The sequence below is a fragment of the Pseudonocardia sp. ICBG162 genome, assembly GCF_020496225.1.
GTDB lineage: Bacteria > Actinomycetota > Actinomycetes > Mycobacteriales > Pseudonocardiaceae > Pseudonocardia > Pseudonocardia alni.
In genome coordinates this window covers 754869-773666 of sequence record NZ_JAHLJD010000017.1, presented here as the reverse complement: position 1 = coordinate 773666, position 18798 = coordinate 754869, and the positions used below count along the sequence as shown (strand labels likewise).

The 18798-nt window shown below is 74.5% G+C and carries 19 protein-coding genes; 12 read left to right on the top strand and 7 right to left on the bottom strand.

Annotation, left to right across the window (positions count from 1 at the left end):
• Positions 1 to 157 precede the first annotated feature (157 nt).
• Both KPL60_RS17775 and KPL60_RS17770 read right to left on the bottom strand, forming a co-directional pair.
• A complete protein-coding gene (locus KPL60_RS17775) occupies positions 158 to 364 on the bottom strand; it encodes a hypothetical protein (protein WP_226366525.1) in 207 nt (68 codons plus the stop codon).
• Between the two features lie 141 nt (positions 365 to 505).
• Positions 506 to 1069, bottom strand: a complete 564-nt coding sequence (locus KPL60_RS17770) for a TetR/AcrR family transcriptional regulator (RefSeq protein WP_226366524.1) — start codon at positions 1067 to 1069, stop codon at positions 506 to 508.
• Positions 1070 to 1147: 78 nt separating this feature from the next.
• Between KPL60_RS17770 and KPL60_RS17765 the strand changes: the two genes are divergently transcribed.
• On the top strand, positions 1148 to 2710 hold the full coding sequence (locus KPL60_RS17765) for an MFS transporter (protein ID WP_226366523.1): 1563 nt from the start codon (positions 1148 to 1150) through the stop codon (positions 2708 to 2710).
• On the opposite strand, the gene KPL60_RS17760 is transcribed toward KPL60_RS17765, so the two are convergent.
• Positions 2711 to 3592 carry a dioxygenase gene (locus KPL60_RS17760; RefSeq protein ID WP_226366522.1) on the bottom strand — a complete coding sequence of 294 codons (882 nt, stop codon included), beginning with the start codon at positions 3590 to 3592 and terminating at the stop codon, positions 2711 to 2713.
• A gap of 248 nt (positions 3593 to 3840) precedes the next feature.
• On the opposite strand from KPL60_RS17760, the gene KPL60_RS17755 reads away from it, so the two are divergent.
• From KPL60_RS17755 to KPL60_RS17735, 5 genes are read left to right on the top strand one after another with little or no spacing between them, the layout of a single operon-like run.
• Entirely contained in the window at positions 3841 to 5187 is a 1347-nt protein-coding gene (locus KPL60_RS17755) for an MFS transporter (RefSeq protein WP_226366521.1), read from the top strand.
• 29 nt (positions 5188 to 5216) lie between these two features.
• On the top strand, positions 5217 to 7184 hold the full coding sequence (locus KPL60_RS17750) for a primary-amine oxidase (RefSeq protein WP_226366520.1): 1968 nt from the start codon (positions 5217 to 5219) through the stop codon (positions 7182 to 7184).
• A complete protein-coding gene (locus KPL60_RS17745; RefSeq protein ID WP_226366519.1) occupies positions 7181 to 8632 on the top strand; it encodes an aldehyde dehydrogenase family protein in 1452 nt (483 codons plus the stop codon). Before KPL60_RS17750 ends, KPL60_RS17745 begins: the two co-directional genes overlap by 4 nt.
• 11 nt (positions 8633 to 8643) lie before the next feature.
• A complete protein-coding gene (locus KPL60_RS17740; RefSeq protein ID WP_226366518.1) occupies positions 8644 to 9219 on the top strand; it encodes a nuclear transport factor 2 family protein in 576 nt (191 codons plus the stop codon).
• Positions 9216 to 9869, top strand: a complete 654-nt coding sequence (locus KPL60_RS17735) for a response regulator transcription factor (protein ID WP_226366517.1) — start codon at positions 9216 to 9218, stop codon at positions 9867 to 9869. The genes KPL60_RS17740 and KPL60_RS17735 overlap by 4 nt, the downstream gene beginning before the upstream one ends.
• Here the strand turns inward: KPL60_RS17735 and KPL60_RS17730 are convergent.
• The 4 genes from KPL60_RS17730 to KPL60_RS17715 all read right to left on the bottom strand — a co-directional run bounded on the left by KPL60_RS17730 (position 9847) and on the right by KPL60_RS17715 (position 13495).
• A complete protein-coding gene (locus KPL60_RS17730) occupies positions 9847 to 11073 on the bottom strand; it encodes an amidase (RefSeq protein ID WP_226366516.1) in 1227 nt (408 codons plus the stop codon). The genes KPL60_RS17735 and KPL60_RS17730 overlap by 23 nt on opposite strands.
• Positions 11070 to 11336: a hypothetical protein gene (locus KPL60_RS17725; RefSeq protein WP_226366515.1), complete on the bottom strand. Its 267-nt coding sequence runs from the start codon at positions 11334 to 11336 to the stop codon at positions 11070 to 11072. Before KPL60_RS17725 ends, KPL60_RS17730 begins: the two co-directional genes overlap by 4 nt.
• 19 nt (positions 11337 to 11355) lie before the next feature.
• Entirely contained in the window at positions 11356 to 11826 is a 471-nt protein-coding gene (locus tag KPL60_RS17720) for a flavin reductase (RefSeq protein ID WP_226366514.1), read from the bottom strand.
• A gap of 121 nt (positions 11827 to 11947) precedes the next feature.
• Positions 11948 to 13495, bottom strand: coding sequence for an ATP-binding protein (locus KPL60_RS17715; protein WP_226366513.1), 1548 nt, complete (start codon positions 13493 to 13495; stop codon positions 11948 to 11950).
• 161 nt (positions 13496 to 13656) lie between these two features.
• Between KPL60_RS17715 and KPL60_RS17710 the strand changes: the two genes are divergently transcribed.
• From KPL60_RS17710 to KPL60_RS17685, 6 genes are read left to right on the top strand one after another with little or no spacing between them, the layout of a single operon-like run.
• Positions 13657 to 14814 (top strand): acyl-CoA dehydrogenase family protein, encoded by a 1158-nt coding sequence (locus KPL60_RS17710; protein WP_226366512.1) that lies wholly within the window; start codon positions 13657 to 13659, stop codon positions 14812 to 14814.
• Positions 14815 to 14843: 29 nt separating this feature from the next.
• Positions 14844 to 15239 (top strand): hypothetical protein, encoded by a 396-nt coding sequence (locus tag KPL60_RS17705; protein WP_226366511.1) that lies wholly within the window; start codon positions 14844 to 14846, stop codon positions 15237 to 15239.
• The gene (locus KPL60_RS17700; protein WP_226366510.1) at positions 15236 to 16513 is read left to right on the top strand and encodes a Rieske 2Fe-2S domain-containing protein; all 1278 of its coding nucleotides are present in this window, start codon (positions 15236 to 15238) and stop codon (positions 16511 to 16513) included. Before KPL60_RS17705 ends, KPL60_RS17700 begins: the two co-directional genes overlap by 4 nt.
• Entirely contained in the window at positions 16506 to 17042 is a 537-nt protein-coding gene (locus KPL60_RS17695; RefSeq protein WP_226366509.1) for an aromatic-ring-hydroxylating dioxygenase subunit beta, read from the top strand. The genes KPL60_RS17700 and KPL60_RS17695 overlap by 8 nt, the downstream gene beginning before the upstream one ends.
• A complete protein-coding gene (locus KPL60_RS17690) occupies positions 17039 to 17800 on the top strand; it encodes an SDR family oxidoreductase (RefSeq protein ID WP_308016773.1) in 762 nt (253 codons plus the stop codon). Before KPL60_RS17695 ends, KPL60_RS17690 begins: the two co-directional genes overlap by 4 nt.
• A gap of 44 nt (positions 17801 to 17844) precedes the next feature.
• On the top strand, positions 17845 to 18795 hold the full coding sequence (locus tag KPL60_RS17685) for a PDR/VanB family oxidoreductase (RefSeq protein WP_226366508.1): 951 nt from the start codon (positions 17845 to 17847) through the stop codon (positions 18793 to 18795).
• Positions 18796 to 18798 lie beyond the last annotated feature (3 nt).

The following is an 18798-nucleotide window of genomic DNA, read 5'->3' as shown; positions in this document are numbered from 1 at the left end:
TCCGCACCGGCGGGGACCGCCGGGTGTGGGGACAAGCTAGGGAGTACGGGCCGGACCGGGGTAGGCCCGCGCGGGGTAACCGTGTGAAGAGTGTGTGTCCGCCGCGGGGTGCGGGGCGGTGCGGCGGTGGCGCCCGCACCGCCCCGCACCGGGGTGCTCAGTCCGCGAGCTTGCTGATCGCCTGCGCCCAGAGGAAGAACTTGTTGGTGCCCAGGTCACGGACGGTCGTGATGTTGAACGCCTCCTTGAGGAGCTTCGCGTCGCCCTCGGAGACGCCCTTGAGCACGTCCACGGGGGCGTCGGCCAGCTCGGCCACGCTCTTGTCCTCGTACGCCTTGTCGACCTTGCCGGCGATGTCGCCCACGGTGGTCCCTTCTCACTGCGGCCCCACGGCCGCGTCGGACGGTTGGCGGGATTCACCCTGGCAGCGATCGGTGCACGGTGGAACGATCGCCACCGGCGTCTCGGCGAACGGGTCGGGTGGTCCGACGAACGTGACGGCCGCTCAGTGCTCCAGCGCCGCGTCCACCATCCCGAGCAGGTCCGCCTCCAGCCGGGCCCGCGCCGGCGGGGCCAGATCCGCCGCCCACAGCGGGCGGCCGCCGATCCCGTCGGCGGCGGCGAGGACCAGCGTGCGCGTCGCCTCCGGCACCCCGTCCGCGGCGAGCGCGGCCTGCCAGCGCTCGTCGTCGACCCGGGCCAGGTCGAGGACCTCCGGCACCGCCAGCAGCTGCGCGATCAGCGTGAACCGCTCCAGCGCCTCGCCCTCGTCGACCGGGGCCAGGCTCGCCCGCACGTAGGCGCGCACGAGCCGGCCCGGTGTCCCCTCGGGGCGGTCGAGGTGGGCGTGGACGGCGTCGCGGAAGGTGTCGAGCTCCACCTGGGCCAGCGCGACGAGCAGCGCGGTCTTGCTGGGGAAGTGGTACACGAGCCCGCCCTTGGAGACCCCCGCCTCGCGCGCGACGAGGTCGAGGGTCGCACCGACGCCGCCGCGGCGGATGGCGGAGCCCGCGGCGTCGAGCACCAGCCTGCGGGTGTCCTCGGGGGACCGTCCGGACGTGCGACCCATCGGTCCATCCTCCCGTCCCGGGGGGACGAGGCGGACACTACGTCGAAACTTCACCGACCAGTCGGTATAGTTTCACGCATGTCCGACGTCGTCGCTCCCCGGGAGCTCACGCCCCGCCGCCGCTGGGCGGCCCTCGCGGTGCTGTCGATCGCCGTCCTGGTCCTGGCGATCGACAACACCGTGCTCTACCTCGCGGTGCCCTCGCTGACCGCGGACCTGTCGCCGACGGCGAACGAGGTCCTCTGGATCGGCGACGTCTACTCCCTCGCCCTGGCCGGGCTGCTCGTCGTGATGGGTTCGCTGGCCGACCGCGTCGGGCGCAAGCGGCTGCTGCTCGTCGGTGCCGCGGCGTTCGGTGCGGCGTCGCTGTTCGCGGCGCTGTCCACCAGCCCCGCCACGCTGATCGCGGCCAGGCTGCTGCTCGGCGTCGCCGGGGCGACGCTGATGCCCTCGACACTGTCGCTGATCCGCACCGTGTTCACCGACCCGGCCGAGCGGGCCCGGGCGATCGCGGCCTGGGCGGCCGCGGCGAGCGGCGGCGCCGCGGTCGGGCCGCTGGTCGGCGGCGCGCTGCTGGAGCACTTCTCCTGGGGCTCGGTGTTCCTGATCAACGTGCCGATCATGGTCGTGCTGGTCGTGGCCGGTGCGTGGCTGCTGCCCGAGTCCCGCGACCCCGCGCCGGGCCCGTTCGACCTGCTCTCGGCGCTGCTGTCGATGGCCGCGATCGTGCCGGTGGTGTGGGCGGTCAAGCACACCGTCGCCGCCGGGGTCGACGTCGCCGGGGTCGCCGCGCTCGCCGCCGGTGCCGGTGCCGGTGTGCTGTTCGTCCGCCGTCAGCGACGCCTGCCGGTCCCGCTGATCGACGTGTCGCTGTTCGCCCGCCCCGCCTTCGCCGGATCGGTGTTCGCCGGGTTCATGGCGGTGTTCGCCCTGATCGGGACGCTGTTCTTCTTCTCCCAGTACCTGCAGCTCGTGCGCGGGTTCTCGCCCCTGCAGGCCGGGCTCGGCGAGCTGCCCACCACGCTGTCGGCGATCGCCGTCGTGGCGGTCGTGGGGCGGTTCTCCCGCCGGCTCGGGCTGGGCCGCGCGATCGCGGTCAGCCTGGCGCTGGTCACCGGTGGCCTGGTCGCCGTCGCGGTCACCGAGGGCCTCGCCGGCTACGTCTGGCTCGCCCTCGCGCTGGTGCCGCTCGGTCTCGGGGTCGGGCTGGCCCAGACGCTCACCACCGACGCGGTGGTCTCGTCGGTGCCGCCCCGCAAGGCCGGTGCCGCCTCGGCCATCTCCGAGACGGCGCTCGAGCTGGGGGTGGCGATGGGCGTCGCGGTGCTGGGGTCGGTGGTGTCGCTGGTGTACCGCGCCGGGCTGGCGCTGCCCGACGGGCTCGACCCGGCGGCTCGGGCCGCGGTGACCGACTCGCTCGCCGCGGGCACCCACGCCCTCGACCCGGCCTCGCCGGTCCTCGACGGCGCCCGCGCGGCGTTCACCACGGCGATGCAGACGACCTCGCTGATCGCCGCGGCCGTCACCCTGGCCGCCGCGGTCGTCGCCTGGCGGACCATCCCGGCGACGGCCGGGGGCGACACCGGCAGCGGAACCGGCACCGGCACCGGCGAGCGCGCGGCCGCCGACCGGACCCGGTGATCAGTCCGCGGTCCCGAGCACGATGTCGAACCGGGCCCGGGTCCACGTCCCGTCCGGGACCCGGCCGTCCGGTGCCGGCGTCCCGGCCGGGCGGCGCTCGAACGTCGTGACCAGCGAGTCCCGCACCCCGAACACGGCGTCGTGGTCCAGCAGCGCGTCGCCGCGCACGAAGATGTGGGTCACCAGCCGGCGCCGACCCGGCGCGGTGACCAGGAAGTGCAGGTGGGCCGCCCGCATCGGGGACCGGCCCGCGGCCGCGAGCAGCGCGCCGACCGGGCCGTCGTGCGGGATCGGGTACGGGGTCGGGGTGACACCCCAGAACCGGTAGCGGCCCTCGGCGTCGCTGAACAGGTGCGCACGGCCCGCGACCCGGCCGTCGTCGTACTGGACGTCGTAGCGGCCGTCGTCGTCGGCCTCCCACACCTCGATCCGGGCGCCCGGGACGGGACGGCCCGCGTCGTCGGTGACGGTGCCCTCGACCAGGCACGGCTCGCCGCGGGCGCCGCCGCCGACGTCGCCGCCGAGCGGGACCTCGGGGGAGCCCTCGACGAAGAAGGGGCCGAACACCGTGGCCTCGGTGACCCCGCCCTCGGCGCGGTCGTTCACCGTGATCGTCTGCATCGACAGGCCGAGCACGTCGGAGAGCAGCACGAACTCCTGGCGGTGCTCGTCGGTGACCTCCCCGCAGCGGGTGAGGAACGCGACCGCGGCCGCCCACTCGTCCTCGGTGAGCCGCACCTCGCGCACGACGGCGTGCAGGTGGGTCACCAGCGACACCAGCACCTCGCGCAGCCGCGGGTCGGGGCAGGCGTCGAACGACCGGGTCACCCGGTCGACGAGCGCGTCGGCGGGGGCCGGGGCCGTCTCGTGCGGGAAACGCATCGGAAATCCTCCCGGAACCGTCGGTGTGAATCGCACGCCGACGCTAGGGCGCGCGATTCCCGGCGGGCCAGTGTCGATTCCCTCGGGCGGCATGGGGGAAATCTTCAGCCGGGTTGGCCCAACTTCCGATGGAGCGCCCGCCGGTGCCGGTGTTGTCTCGGTGGACCGTGTGCCGCGTCGCACAGCGACCCCGCTGAGCTGCGCGTCCACCCCGCCGATCCGCCGACCCGAACCGGGGGACCCGCTCGATGACCACCGCACCGGACCCTGCGCCGCCCCGTTCCAGCCTGCTCCGCGTCGCCGTCGCCAGTGGTGTCGGCACCTCGCTCGAATTCTACGATTTCGCGATCTACGGCACCGCGACCGCGCTCGTGTTCACCGATACGTTCTTCCGCACCGGCGATCCGTGGTTCAGCACGTTCATGGGTCTGGCGACCTTCGGCACCGGGTTCCTCATGGCCCCGCTCGGCGCAGTCCTGTTCGGCTGGGTCGGCGACCGCCGCGGCCGGCGCACCGCGCTGATGATGACCTTCCTCGGCATGGGGGCCGCGACCGTCCTGATGGGGCTGCTGCCGAGCTACGCGACCATCGGCGTCGCCGCGCCCGTGCTGCTGGTCTGCCTGCGCCTGGTGCACGGGCTGTGCCGCGGCGGCGAGACCGGCGGCGCCGCGACGCTGGCGATGGAGCACGCCCCACCGGAGCGACGCGCGCTGTGGGGCGTGTTCACCGCGCTCGGCTCCCCGGTCGGGACGATCCTGGCCAACGTCGCGTTCATGTTCGTGCTGTTCCTGCCCGCCCAGGACGTCGCGGACTGGGGCTGGCGGCTGCCGTTCCTGTTCGGCGGGGTCGTGCTGGCACTGGGCATCTGGGTGCGCCGCGGGGTCCGGGAGAGCCCGGAGTTCCGGGCGCTGCACGCGTCGGGAGCGCTGGAGGCCCGGCGCGCGCCGGTCGTCGAGGTGCTGCGCTCGCGGTGGCGGCGGGTGCTGCTGGCCGCCGGGGTCAACATCGGGCTCAACTCCACGACGTTCGCCCTGTCGATCTTCATGCTGTCCTACGCGACCGCCGCCGCCCCGGAGGGGCTCGGCCTGCCGCGCCAGCCGATCGTCAACGGCGCCATCCTCGCGCTGGTCCTGCACGGGGTGTTCAACGTCGTCGGCGCGCTCGCCTCGGACCGGTTCGGCCGCCGCCCGGTGATGATGTCCGGCGCGGTGCTCTCGGCCGTCGCCGCGTTGTCGATCTTCCCGCTGTCCGCGCAGGGCACCGTCGGCGCGGTCACCCTCGCCATGTGCCTGGGCTTCGCCGCCACCGGGATCCTGTTCGGACCGATGTACGTCTACTTCGGCGAGCTGTTCCCGCACGAGCAGCGCCAGACCGGGATGGGCATCGCCTTCCACGTCGGCGCCGTGCTGGGCGGCGGGATCTCCCCGCTGGTCGCGAACCGGATCCTCGCCTGGACCGGCGACGCCGTGAACATCGGCTACTACCTGGCCTGCGCGCTGGTGCTGTCGATGGTCTGCCTCGCCGCACTGCCCGAGACCGCACCGCGCCGTCTCGCCGCACGGGCCGGCGCACAGCCGTCGCCCGCCTCCGTCTGACCCCCTCCCACCGACGCGAAGGGACCCCCATGTCCGTCGACGCCCCGCCGCAGACCACCGTCGCCGCCCACCCGCTGTCGATGCTCACCGCCGCCGAGGTCGACCGCGCGCGGGAGATCGTCGACGACGCGGGCCTGCTCACCCCCGACACCCGCTTCTCCTACGTGATGCCGCGCGAGCCGGACAAGGCCGACGTCCTGGCCTGGGACGGCGTCACCCCGCTGCCGCGTGAGGTGTCGCTGCTGCTGACCCGGCTGGAACCGCTCGCGCTGCACTCGGTCGTCGTCGAGCTGGGTGGCGGCCGGGTCGTGTCCGACGTGGCGCTGGACCCGGCGCAGGTCGGCGTCGGGCCGTGCCTGGACGAGGACTACGCGCTGGTCGACGCCATCGTGAAGGCCGACGAGGGCTGGCTCGCCGCGCTCGCCCGGCGCGGGGTCACCGACGTCTCCACCGTCCGCCCGGTGCCGCTGTCGGCCGGGGTGTTCGGCTACGACGACGAGGTCGGCCGCCGGGTCTACCGGGTGCTGTCGTTCGTCCAGCCCGACCCGTCCACCCCGCCGTGGGCGCACCCGGTCGGCGGCGTGGTCGCGCACGTCGACGTCGACGCCCGGCGGGTCCTGCGCGTGGTGGAGACCCACGTCGAGCACGTGCCCCAGGAGTCCGGCGACTGGGCCGACCCGGCCGTCCGCGGCCCGGAGCGCACCGACCTGAAGCCGATCTCGATCACCCAGCCCGAGGGCGTCTCGTTCACCCTCACCGACGACGGCGTGCTGAGCTGGCAGAACTGGACCGTCCGGCTCGGGTTCAACGGCCGCGAGGGACTCACGCTGCACCAGCTGTCCTTCGTCGGCCGCCCGGTCGCCTACCGCGCGTCGATCGCGGAGATGGTCGTCAACTACGGCGACCCCGGCCCCACCCACGGCTGGCAGAACTACTTCGACCTCGGCGAGTACCAGTTCGGCCGGCTCGCGAACTCCCTGGAGCTGGGCTGCGACTGCCTGGGCGACATCACCTACGTCGACACCGTCGTCGTCGACGACCACTGCCGCCCGCGGACCATCCGCAACGCGATCTGCCTGCACGAGGAGGACACCGGCATCCTCTGGAAGCACAACGACATCTTCACCGGGCAGACCCACACCAGGCGCCAGCGCCGGATGGTCGTGTCGTTCTTCGGCACCGTCGGCAACTACGACTACGGCTTCTACTGGTACCTCTACCTCGACGGCACGATCGAGCTGGAGGCCAAGGCCACCGGTATCCCGTTCCCGTCCGGCTGGGACGGGGAGGACCCGCACTTCGACCCGGTCGGCCCCGGCCTCGGCGCCCCGGTGCACCAGCACCTGTTCTCCGCCCGGCTGGACATGACCGTCGACGGCGTCCGCAACGCCGTCGAGGAGCAGGAGGCCGTCGGCGTGCCGATGGGCGGGGCCAACCCGTGGGGCAACGCCATCGCCCGCCGCCGCACCCGGCTGCGCACCGAGGGCACGGCCCGCCGCGACGCCGCGAACGACCGCAACCGGGTCTGGCGGATCTGCAGCACCGAGCGCACCAACCGGTTCGGCGCCCCGACCGCGTACGCGCTGCTCCCGCAGGGGTACCCGACGCTGCTGGCCGACCCCGCGTCCCCGATCGCCGCGCGCGCCGCGTTCGCCCGCCATCACCTGTGGGTCAGCCGCTACGACCGCGACCAGCTCTGGCCCGCCGGCTACACCGTCAACCAGAACCCCGGCGGCGACGGGCTGCCCGCCTACACCGCGGGCGACCGGTCCGTCGACGGCGAGGACGTCGTGTTGTGGCACACCTTCGGCCTCACCCACTTCGTCCGCCCCGAGGACTGGCCGGTCATGCCGGTCGACCACGCCGGGTTCCGCCTCAAGCCGGACGGCTTCTTCGACCGCAACCCCACCCTCGACGTACCCGACCTCGGCGCGCACGGCCGCCCGGCAGACGGGTGCTGCGCCACCGACGGCACCACCACCGGGAGCCCCGCATGACCGGCACGCTCACCCCGACCGCCGACCTCCTGCTCGACGGCGCCCGCCGCCCGGGCGGCGGCGGGACGTTCCCGACCGTGAACCCGGCGACCGGGGAGGTCCTCGCCCACGTCGCGGCCGCCGACACCGCCGACGTCGACACCGCGGTGGCCGCCGCGGGCCGCGCGGTCCGCGGGGAGTGGGCGGCCGTCCCGCCGTCGGGGAAGGGGGCGCTGCTGACCCGGTTGGCCGACCTCGTCGAGCGCGACGCCGACGAGCTCGCCCGCCTGGAGTCGCGCGAGATGGGCGCCCCGCTCGGCGTCGCGGCGGGACTGTTCGTGCCGAATCTGGTCGCGACGCTGCGGTACTACGCCGGCTGGGCCGACAAGATCACCGGGGAGGTGCTGCCGACCGACGGGTACTTCGGTGCCCGCACCCTGTCCTACACCCGTCGCGAGCCGCTCGGCGTGATCGCCGCGATCGTGCCGTGGAACGCGCCACTGATGATCCTCGGCTGGAAGCTCGCACCCGCGTTGGCCTGCGGCAACACGGTGATCGTGAAGCCGGCCGAGGACGCGTCGCTGGCGGTGCTGCACCTGGCCGGACTGGTCGGCGAGGCCGGGTTCCCGCCCGGGACGGTGCAGGTGCTGCCCGGACCGGGCGGCGTCGTCGGCGAGGCGCTGGTGTGCCACCCCGGCGTCGCGAAGGTCAGCTTCACCGGGTCCACCGCGGTCGGCCGCCGGATCCTGCGCCACTCCGCCATCCATCTGACCCGAACCACCCTCGAGCTGGGCGGCAAGTCCCCGCAGATCGTGTTCGGCGACGCCGACCTCACCGGCGCCGTCGCCGGGATCGCCGCGGGCCTGTTCACCAACCAGGGACAGGTCTGCGCGGCGGGCACCCGCGTGCTGGTCCACCGCTCGGTGTACGACGACGTCGTCGCCGGCCTCGCCGAGGCCGCCCGCGCCCAGGTCCTCGGGGACCCCCTGGACCCGGCGACGACGATGGGCCCGCTGGTCAGCGCCGCGCAGCGCGACCGCGTGCTCGGCTACGTCGGCGCGGGCCGCGCCGAGGGCGCCACCCTGGTCGCCGGTGGCGAGGTCCCGCCGGGACCCGGCTTCTTCGTCGCACCGACGGTGTTCGCCGGCACCAACGACCTCACCGTCGCCCGCGAGGAGATCTTCGGCCCGGTCGGCACCGTCATCGGCTTCGACGACGACGCCGCGGCCGTCGACCTGGCCAACGACTCCGCCTACGGCCTCGCCGCTACCGTCTGGACCCGCGACGTCGGCCGCGCGCACACCGTCGCCGCGCAGCTGGAGGCCGGCGCCGTCGGCGTCAACGGCTGGTCGCCGCTGGCCCCGCAGCTGCCCTGGGGCGGGGTGAAGGCCAGCGGCCTGGGCCGCGAGCTCGGCCACGAGGGGATCCTCGCGAACACCGAGACCAAGACCGTCACCGTCGTCCTGTGAGGAGCACGTCCATGACCGCGACCGACACGACCACCGGGGCCATCACGCTGGAGGCACTGGCCCACCGGGTCGAGGTGCTGGAGGCCGAGGCCGACATCCGGCGCCTGCAGGCCCGCTACATGTGGCTCTGCGACACCCCGATCCCCGAGTACGGCGTGACCGGCGACGAGGAGCGGATCGAGCTCGTCATGAGCCTCTACACCGACGACGCCGTCTGGGAAGGTGTGGGCGAGTACTACGACGGCCAGTTCGGACGGGCGGAGGGAGCGGACGCCGTGCGGGCGCACTTCCGGTCCTTCTGGGGTGAGAAGCGGGATCCCGCGCTGCTGCTCAACGCCCACTACCTCACCTCCGAGCAGATCCACGTGCACGGTGACACCGCCGACGGCCAGTGGATCCACATGCAGCCCTGGCTGTTCTCCGACGGCACCGCGCTGCTGCGGTCGAGCCGGCTCAACAACGCCTTCCGGAAGGTCGACGGCCGATGGCTGATCTCGCGTACCCGGACCGAGAACGTCTTCGTGGCGCCGCTGCCGGCGGGCTTCGCGAGCGACCACCCGTCGGCGTCGGTCCTGATGCGGCCGTGACGTCGGGACGGGACACCGACCGGGCCGGCACCGCGGGCCCGGTCGACCCCGTGGTCCACGTCGTCGACGACGACGACGACCTGCGCCAGTCGCTGCGCTTCCTGCTCGGCAGCGTCGGCATCCAGGCGCTGGACTACCCCGACGCGACCACCTTCCTCGCCGAGTTCGACCCGGCCGAGCCGGCGGTGGTCGTCGTCGACGTGCGGATGCCGGGGATGAGCGGGTTCCAGCTCCAGGAGGAGCTCCTCGCCCGCGAGTACCCGGGCCCGGTGGTGTTCTGCTCCGCGCACGGCGACATCCCGATGTCGGTGCGCGCGCTGCGCGGGGGAGCGGTGGACTTCCTGGAGAAGCCCTACGACACCCAGCGCATCCTCGAGGTCGTCCAGCATCAGCAGGGCCGCGCGCGTGAGCTGTTCGCCGCGCACGCGGCCCGCGCCGCGGTCCGGGAGCGGGTGGAGACGCTCACCCCGCGCGAACGCGAGGTGCTGGCGCTGGTCATCGAGGGGATGGCCAGCCAGGCGGTCGCGCACCGGCTGGGCACCAGCGTCAAGACCGTGGACGTGCACCGGGCCCGGATCAAGGCCAAGACCGGGGCCGAGAGCCTCGGCACGCTGGTCCGCGACATCCTCACCCACCGGGTCGAGGTCTGAGCGCGCCGGCGACCCGGCAGCCGGTGGCGAGCAGGTCGCCGTCCTGTCCGGCGCGGCCGACGAGCTGGACCCCCAGCGGGAGCCCGGCGTCGTCGCGCAGGCCGGGCACGGTGACCGCGGGCAGCCCGAGCGCCTGCCACGGACGGCTGCACACCGGGTCCCCGGTGGCGCCCAGCCCGAACGGGGCAGGTCCCGGCGCGGCGGCGGCGAGCACCGCGTCGTAGCCGTCGACGGCCGCGGCGAGCGCGTCGCCGTGCCGGGCGACCCGGTCGCGGGCGGCGCGGTACTCCGCCTCCGGCATCGCCGCGCCGCGCACCAGCAGCTCGGCCAGCGGGACGCTCAGCGACCCGGCGTGGACCAGCTCCGCGGCGCGCTCGCGGGCCGCCTCGAACGCCATGACGACCGGGTGCGCGGCGGTGAGGTCGTCGACGTCGACCCCGTCCAGCGGGTCGACGACCACCCCGGCGGCCCGCAGCCGCTCGGCGGCGCCGTCCAGCGCGGCCCGCATCGACGGCTCCAGCGGCCCGGCCGTGCACAGCAGCAGCCGGAGCGCCCGCGGTGCCCGCGCGGCCGGGTCGGGCTCGCCGGTCAGCGCGGCCCAGGCACACGCGAGGTCGTCGACCCCGGCGGCCAGCACGCCGTGCGCGTCCAGACTGGGGGCCAGCCCGGTGACGCCGTCGACGGGGAACCGGCCCCGGCTCATGACCAGCGCGGCGATCCCGCAGTAGGCGGCCGGGCGGGTCACCGACCCGGCGGTCTGCGACCCCAGTGCCAGCGGGACGTGCCCGGCGGCGACCGCGGCGGCCGACCCGCTGGACGATCCGCCCGGGGTGTGGCCCGGGGCGGCCGGGTTGGCGGTCGGCCCGGGGGAGAAGTACGCGAACTCGGTGGTGACGGTCTTGCCGACCGGGACGGCACCGGCGCGGCGCCACGCGGTGACGATCGCGGCGTCGCCGGCGGCGGGGACGGCACCGGCGCGCAGCACCGAGCCGCAGCGGGTGGGGAGCCCGGCGACGTCGACGATGTCCTTCACCCCGAGGGGGATCCCCCCGAGCGGCCCCGTGACGGCAGCGGCCGCCGGATCGGGGACGAGCTCGACCCAGGCGCGGACCTCCGGCTCGGTCGCGGTGATCGCGCGGTGCGCGGCGTCCACGGCGCCGGTCGCCCCGTCGCGCACGGCCGCCCGCAGCGACCACGGCGTCACGACCGCACCCACTCGGCGTCGGCCTCCCAGAAGTCGGTGCCGCTCGGCCCGACCCGGTGCCGCCACGGGGTGGTGCGACGCAGCTGCGGCTCCGTCCGTGCGGTGGCCGCGTCCGGGCCGTCGGCCCCGACCTGCCAGTGCACCCAGCCCAGCTCGCGCCCGTCCGTGTCGTGCTCGAACAGGTCGACGTGCCGCCAGCCGTGGCCGTGGGTGTCGACGTAGCAGGTCAAGGTCAGCCGGGTCGGCGGTGCGGACGGGCTCACGGACGCTCCTCGGAGTGGGTCAGGCGCTCAGGCGGGACGTGCCGACGGGGTGGAAGGACCGCTGGAAGTACACGAGCCCACCACCGCCGTCGCGGGTGCTCACGTGCTCGATCTCGACGAACAGCACGGTGTGGGTGCCCTGGTCCCGCGCGCTGCGCACGGTGCCGACGAGCGAGGCCGCCGCGTCGCGCAGCACCGGGACCCCGTGGGTGTCGTGGTCCCAGGAGCCGGTCGCGAACCGCTCCGCGGTCGGCACCCGGGTCGCGCCGGCGAAGTGCAGGGCCAGGTCGGCGTGGTCGTCGCCGAGCACGTTCACGCAGATCCGGCCGTTGCCGACGAGCACCGCGTGCGACCGGCTGGACCGGTTGACACACACCAGCACGGTCGGCGGGGTGTCGGTCACCGAGCAGGCCGCGCTCACGGTCATCCCGGCCCGGCCCCGCGGGCCGTCGGTGGTGATCACGTTGACCGCGGCGGACAGGTTCGCCATCGCGGAACGGAAATCGGACGGGGACGGGGTCGGCTCGGACACGATTTCCTCCGGTGGGGTGTCGGGCGTTTCTCGACCATTGCGAACGTACGCGCGGAACGCATCAGGCCGATATCGATAGTCACCCGGAACCGTCTAGGGAATTCCCTTCGTCCCGGACGAGTGGCAGCGCGAACCCGAACCGGGTGCCACCCCCGGCGCGCGGTGCGGCCCAGATCCGGCCGTGCTGGCGGGTGATGATCCGGTAGCTCAGCGCCAGCCCGATGCCGCTGCCGTGCTCCTTGGAGGAGAACGACTCCGCGAACGGGTCCCGGTCGATCCCGCGTCCGCGGTCGGCCACGGTGACCACGGCCTCGTCGCCGTCGACGGCGGTGGTCACGACCAGCTCGCGACGCTCCGGGGGGAGGTCGGCCGTCTCCTCGACCGCGTTGAAGCACAGGTTCAGCAGCACCTGCCCGGTCAGGACCCGCTCGCAGCGCGCCCGCAGCGGACCCGGGTGGCGCTCCACCCGCACCCGGACCCCGGCCGGGTCGGCGCGCAGCCCGACGAACCAGAGGCAGTCGTCGAGGACGTCGTGCAGGTCGAGGACCTGCTCGGTGTGCTCCAGGTGCCCGACGAACGCCCGCACAGCCGCCACGATCGCGCTCGCCCGGCCCATCTGGCGCAGCGCGCTGCCCAGGCCGTAGCCGATCCGGTCGGCGTCGGCCGCGGACAGCGCACCGCCCCGCACGAGCTCGTCGGTGTGCCGGCGGGTGCCGTCGAGGAAGTTGCCCGCGGCGGCCAGCGGCTGGCCCAGCTCGTGCGCGATCGCCATCGCCATGTCGCCCATCGCGGTGTAGCGGGCCAGGTAGTTCTCCCGGTGCGCCGCGCGCTCGCGGGCCGCCTCGGCCAGCACCCGCCCCGACACGTCGTGCAGGATCATGAGCAGCCCGGACGCGGGGTCGGTCCCGTCGTCGGAGGACTCGGCCAGCCGCTCCAGGGTTCCCTCCAGCCACACCGGCCCGCCCCGGGGGCCGGGCACCTCCAGCTGCACCGGCACCGTCGGGTCGGCCAGCCCGACCAGCTCGTCCAGCGCCGCCGGGCGGCCGTCGCGGCGCAGCCGCCCGTAGCGGTCGAGGTGCCCGAGCGGGGAGCCCGGGTCCATCCCGAACAGCTCCAGCGCGGTGTCGGTGGCGAACCGGATCGCGCCCGACGTGTCGAGGGTGAGCGCGATCGTCGAGGTGTGGCGGGCCAGCGCGTCGATCGACGACGTGGTGCGCCGCAGCTCGCGTTCCAGGCCCTGCTCGTGCTCGATGTCGCGGAACTGCACCAGGATCGCGGGCCCCTGTGCGAGCTCCACCCGCACCGCGACGGCGTCGGTCGGCACCACCCGGCCGGTGCGGGTCCGGTAGTGCCACTCGATGCGGTTGCTGCCCCGCTCGACGGCCTCGTGCAGCCAGGCCCGGCCGAGCACCCGGTGGTACTGCGGCGCCGTGCTCGACATGTGGTTGGCCTTGAGCGGGCGCAGCTCGGCGAGGCTCCAGCCGAGCAGCCGGCAGGCCGACGGGTTGGCCCACAGGATGTTCTTGGTCGCCGCGTCGTGCAGCAGCACGCACGTCGTGGTCGCCCGCATCATCGCGACGAAGTCGCCGGTGACGAGCTCCGGGGCCTGCGGCTCGACCTGGTCCATCGACCCAGCCTAGGCGGGGACCACCCCGGGCCGCGCTGAAGGAATCCCCTAGTGCCACTGCGGAGGCCCCCTATTCGTGCGGGGGCCGTTGCCGATTCCTGGACGGTGGCCGGAATTCCTACTCTCGATGCCGGAAAGCGAATCGAGAAGGAGGTGCGATGGTGAGCGCACAATTGGCCGCGGCCACACCGGCGATCGCGTCGGAGGCGGCGTTCGACGCGATGCTCGCCGAGCTCGCGGTGCGCCGTACCGAGTTCCGCGAGCAGCGCCACGTCCCGCGGGACTTCGTCGCGACCCTGAAGCGGGCCGGGATCTACCGCTCGGCCACCCCCGCCGTGTTCGGCGGCGAGCCGCAGCCGCCCGCGGCGTTCCTGGACCGCATCGAGCGGATCTCGGCCGTCGACGGCTCCACCGGCTGGGTCGCGAGCTTCGGCTCCGCGCTGGTCTACCTCGCCGCGCTGCCCTACGAGACCCAGGCGCAGCTCTACGCCGACGGCCCGGACGTCGCGTTCGCCGGTGCCCTGTTCCCGCCGCAGGCCGGCGAGCCCACCGCCCGCGGCTACCGCCTCGACGGCCGCTGGCGCTTCGCCAGCGGCTGCTCCGGGGCCGACGTGCTCGGCGTCGGGATGCCCGGCGACGCCGACTCCGACGGCAAGCCCCGCACCGCGGTCCTGCGGCCCGACCAGGCCGAGATCGTCCCCGAGTGGGACGTCGTCGGGATGCGCGGCACCGGGTCGTTCGACCTGGTCGTGCGCGGGGTGGAGGTGCCGCGGGAGTGGACGTTCGTGCGCGGCGGCACCCCGACCGTCGACGAGCCGCTCTACCGCTACCCGACCATCGCCTACGCCGCGCAGGTGCTCGCCGTCGTCGGGGCGGGTGTCGCGCGGGCCGCGCTCGACCACGCCGTGCGCGTCGGCGGCGGCTACGCCGGGGTCACCGGCGCGCCCAAGCTGGCGGACCGGGCGTACTACCGCGACGCCGTCGCCCGCGCCGAGGCGGAGCTGCGCTCGGCACGGGCCTGGTTCTACGAGGCCACCGGGCAGGTGTGGGACACCGTGCTGGCCGGGGACCCGGCCACCGACCGGCAGAACGCCGAGCTGCGGCTGGCCTCGGCGCACCTGGCCCGGACCTCCTCCGAGGTCGTCGCCCGCCTGATCGAGGTCTCGGGCACCGCGCCGATCCACACCGCGCACCCGCTGCAGGACCTCGCGGGCGACGCGCTGGTGCCCAAGCAGCACGCCTTCCTCGGCCCCGCGGTGTTCGACGCCGCCGGAGCCGTCCTCATGGGCCTGCCGGCCACCACCCCCGGCTTCCGCTGACCGACCGCCACCACCCCGAGGAGACCGCCATGGCCGCCCCACCGCTGCGGGTGCTGTTCTGCATCGGCATCAACCAGAACTTCTTCGACCTGCCCACCGACGGCATCACCACCGGCGACGTCTGGGCCGCGTTCGTGTCCATGATGGACGGCATCAAGGCGCTGCCCGGGGTCGGCTTCATCGGCGACATCGACGACGACTCACACATGGTCGGCCCGTCCGACGGCTGGCCGTGGACCTGCTACCTGCTGGCCGACGTCGACACCGCCGACACCGTCAAGGCCGCCTGCAACCTGTTCCGCACCACCGCGGTCGGCGACGGCGACGCGAAGCTCTGGCGCTTCGCGAAGGTCGAGGCCCGCATCGGGCGCGCCCTGACCGTCCGCGACGACGTCGCGCCGCCCACCCGAGGGGACGCCCGATGACCACCGACGTCACCGGCGCCACGGCCGCCGACCTCGTCCGCACCGACCGCGTCGCCGGGCGCCTCTACACCGACCCGGAGCTGTTCGAGCTGGAGATGACCCGCATCTTCGAGCGGGCCTGGGTGTGGGTCGCCCACACCAGCGAGCTGCCCGGGCCGGGGACCTTCAAGTCCACCCATGTCGGCCGCCAACCGGTGATCGTCACCCGGGACCGCAAGGGCGAGATCCGCACCCTGCTCAACCGGTGCCGGCACCGCGGTGCCAGCGTCTGCGAGAAGCCGCAGGGCAGGGCCAACGGCTTCACCTGCCCGTACCACGCCTGGTCCTACGGCCTGGACGGCGCGCTGCGCGGCGTCCCCTACCCCGACGGCTACGAGGGCGTGCTGGAGAAGCGGGACCTGTCGCTGCGCCGGCTGCGCACCGAGTCCTACGGCGGCATGGTCTTCGCGACCCTCGACCCGGACGCCGAGCCGCTGGAGACCTTCCTCGGCGACGCCCGGCTGTGGATCGACCGCTTCATGAAGCAGGGCGGCGGCTACCCGGTCAAGGTGCTGGGCAGGCACCGGTTCACCTTCCGCGGCAACTGGAAGATCCAGCTGGAGAACACCACCGACGGCTACCACTTCCCGATCGTGCACCGGTCGTGGATGGCCTCGGTCGACGCGGAGACCGCCGACATGATGTCGTTCATGACCGACCCGACGGCGGTCACCCACGACCTCGGCCACGGGCACAGCGTCATGCAGATGGTGCCCGCCCACTCCGACCTCGACGCCGACGACGGCAGCGAGCCCCTGCAGGCCCGCTTCGACGGCCTGGTCGAGGAGCTGTCGGCCACCCTGGACCCGGCCGCGGTCCGCAAGGTCGTGCGCGCGATGCACGGCACCGGGTTCAACCTGAACCTGTTCCCGAACGTGTCGCTGTCCGCGGCGTTCTTCCGGGTGCTGCGCCCGGTCGCGGTGGACGAGACCGTCATCGAGCACGTCGCCATCGGCCCGGACGGCCCGCCCGAGCTCGACGCCGTCAACCGCGCCCGGCTGCGCATCCACGAGCACTTCCAGGGCCCGTTCGGGTTCGGCACCCCCGACGACGCCGAGGGCTGGGACCGGGTGCAGCGCGGCGCGGCCGCCGCCCCCGACATGCCGATCCTGATCAACCGCGGCTCGGCCCGGGAGAAGGCCGACGCCGACGGACACCCCACCGCGCACGTCACCGACGAGACCGGCATGCGCGCCGCCTACGGGCGCTGGAAGGAGATGATGGGCGATGACTGAGGCACCCGAGAGGGTCCCGGCGCCGGTCCCGACGACCGACCCCGCCGTGGTCCGCGCGATCGAGCTCGTCTGGCGTGAGGCCGAGCTGCTCGACCGGGCCGCCTACCTGCGGTGGGAGAGCCTCTACGCCGACGACGCCACCTACGTCGTGCCGATCGACCCCGACACCGAGGACTTCGACGGCACCCTCAACATGGTCTACGACGACGCCCGGATGCGGCAGATGCGCGTCGTGCGGATGACCGAGGGCTACGCCATCGCTGCCGTCGACGCCGCCCGCACCGTGCGCACGGTGTCCCGGTTCGTGCCCGAGTCGGTCACCGGCTCCGCGGGCGGCACCGAGGTCGTCCTCCGCTCCGCGCAGGTGCTGGTCGCGTTCAAGCGCGACCGCCACGACCTCTGGGCCGCCGACCTGCGCCACCGGATCCGGCTCGCCCCCGACGGGCCCGCGGGCGACCGCATCGTGCAGAAGGTGGTCCGGCTGGTGAACAGCGAGAGCGCCGTCCCGGCCGCGGGGTTCCTGCTGTGAGCGCTGTGCACGCCGTGAGCGCGCCGGTCGCCGTCGTCACCGGCGGCGCCAACGGGCTCGGCCGGGCGGTCGTCGAGCGGCTGCACGCCGACGGCCACCGGGTCGCCGTCGCCGACCTCGACGGCGACGCCGCCCGCACGGTGGCCGGGCGGCTCGACCCGTCCGGGGCGACGGCCGTCGGCATCACCGCCGACATCGCCGCCCCGGCCGCCGCGGAGGAGCTCCTCGCCGCGGTGCTCGACGCGTTCGGCTCGGTCCAGGTGCTGGTCAACAACGCGGCGCTCACCCGCGCCACCCCGCTGCTGGAGATCACCGCGGACGAGCTCGCCGACGTCGTCGGGGTGAACGTGAACGGCACCTTCCGGGCCTGCCAGGTGTTCGGCCGCCACCTCGCCGAGGCCGGCTACGGCCGGATCGTCAACATGGCGTCGCTGGCCGGCCAGAACGGCGGCACCGCCACCGGCGGGCACTACGCCGCGTCCAAGGGCGCGGTCCTGTCGCTGACCAAGGTGTTCGCCCGCGACCTCGCGGCCTGCGGCGTCACGGTCAACGCGGTCTCGCCCGGTCCGCAGGACGGCCCGGTCGTCCGGGCGATCGTCGGGGAGGACCGGCTCGCCGACTACACCGCGTCGGTCCCGGTCGGGCGGCTCGGCGACCCGGCGTTCGTCGCCCGGATGGTCGCGCTGCTCGCCGACCCCGCCGCCGCCTCGGTCACCGGCGCCTGCTGGGACGCCAACGGGGGCCTGTACCTGCGCTGAGGGCGTCGCCGCCGTGCGCGCCACCGAACGAGAGGAGTCCTGCCATGACCACGATCCCGGTCCGGGTCGCCGACGTCGTCGACGAGGCGGAGGGCATCCGCAGCCTGCGCCTGGTGCGCCCGGACGGGCTGCCGTTCGGGCCGCACCGGGCGGGCGCGCACGTCGACGTCGTCGGCCCGACCGGGGTGCTGCGCCAGTACTCGCTGTGCGGCCCGCCCGACGACGCCGCGTCGCTGCTGATCGCGGTCAAGCGCGAGCGGTCCTCCCGCGGCGGGTCGGCGGCGCTGCACGAGGTCGCCCCCGGCGACGAGCTGCACATCGGCGCGCCCCGCAACCTGCTCGGCGTCGACCCCGAGGCCGACCGGCACGTGCTCGTCGCCGGGGGCATCGGGGTCACCCCGCTGCTCGGCATGGCGCACGCGCTGCACCGCGCCGGCGCCGACTTCACCCTGCACTACTTCGCCCGGTCCCGGTCCGAGGCGGCCTTCGCCGACCTGCTGGAGACCGGTTTCGCCGGGCGGGTACGCCTGCACCTGGGCGTCCCGCGCGCCGGGCACGCCGCCGTCCTCGGTCCGGTCGCGGCCGGGCTCGGTCCCGGTGCGGCCGTCTACACCTGCGGGCCGGAGGGCTTCATGGACGGCGTGCGCGCCGTGTTCGCCCCGGTGGTCGGCGACGACCGGGTGCACGTCGAGCGGTTCACCGCCACCGAGGTCGACACCACCGGCGACACCGCGTTCACCGTCGCGCTCGACACCGGGGAGGAGTTCGAGGTCCCCGCGGACCGGTCGATCCTCGAGGTGCTCACCGACAACGGGATCGAGGTCTTCCGGTCCTGCGAGGAGGGCGTCTGCGGCTCCTGCGTGTCCGGCGTCGTGGAGGGCGTGCCCGAGCACCGCGACAGCTGCCTGTCCGCCGCGGACCGGGCCGCGGGCGACCAGATCGCGCTGTGCGTGTCGCGCGCCCGCACCCCGCGGCTCGTCGTCGAGCTGTACTGACCC

Excerpts from the sequence above, each read along its gene's own strand:
- KPL60_RS17770 (WP_226366524.1), bottom strand. The coding sequence starts at position 1,069 with ATGGGTCGCACGTCCGGACGGTCCCCCGAGGACACCCGCAGGCTGGTG.
- KPL60_RS17745 (WP_226366519.1), top strand. The coding sequence starts at position 7,181 with ATGACCGGCACGCTCACCCCGACCGCCGACCTCCTGCTCGACGGCGCC.
- KPL60_RS17720 (WP_226366514.1), bottom strand. The coding sequence starts at position 11,826 with ATGGCGAACCTGTCCGCCGCGGTCAACGTGATCACCACCGACGGCCCG.
- KPL60_RS17755 (WP_226366521.1), top strand. The coding sequence starts at position 3,841 with ATGACCACCGCACCGGACCCTGCGCCGCCCCGTTCCAGCCTGCTCCGC.
- KPL60_RS17760 (WP_226366522.1), bottom strand. The coding sequence starts at position 3,592 with ATGCGTTTCCCGCACGAGACGGCCCCGGCCCCCGCCGACGCGCTCGTC.
- KPL60_RS17700 (WP_226366510.1), top strand. The coding sequence starts at position 15,236 with ATGACCACCGACGTCACCGGCGCCACGGCCGCCGACCTCGTCCGCACC.
- KPL60_RS17740 (WP_226366518.1), top strand. The coding sequence starts at position 8,644 with ATGACCGCGACCGACACGACCACCGGGGCCATCACGCTGGAGGCACTG.
- KPL60_RS17705 (WP_226366511.1), top strand. The coding sequence starts at position 14,844 with ATGGCCGCCCCACCGCTGCGGGTGCTGTTCTGCATCGGCATCAACCAG.
- KPL60_RS17695 (WP_226366509.1), top strand. The coding sequence starts at position 16,506 with ATGACTGAGGCACCCGAGAGGGTCCCGGCGCCGGTCCCGACGACCGAC.
- KPL60_RS17685 (WP_226366508.1), top strand. The coding sequence starts at position 17,845 with ATGACCACGATCCCGGTCCGGGTCGCCGACGTCGTCGACGAGGCGGAG.
- KPL60_RS17765 (WP_226366523.1), top strand. The coding sequence starts at position 1,148 with ATGTCCGACGTCGTCGCTCCCCGGGAGCTCACGCCCCGCCGCCGCTGG.
- KPL60_RS17750 (WP_226366520.1), top strand. The coding sequence starts at position 5,217 with ATGTCCGTCGACGCCCCGCCGCAGACCACCGTCGCCGCCCACCCGCTG.
- KPL60_RS17715 (WP_226366513.1), bottom strand. The coding sequence starts at position 13,495 with ATGGACCAGGTCGAGCCGCAGGCCCCGGAGCTCGTCACCGGCGACTTC.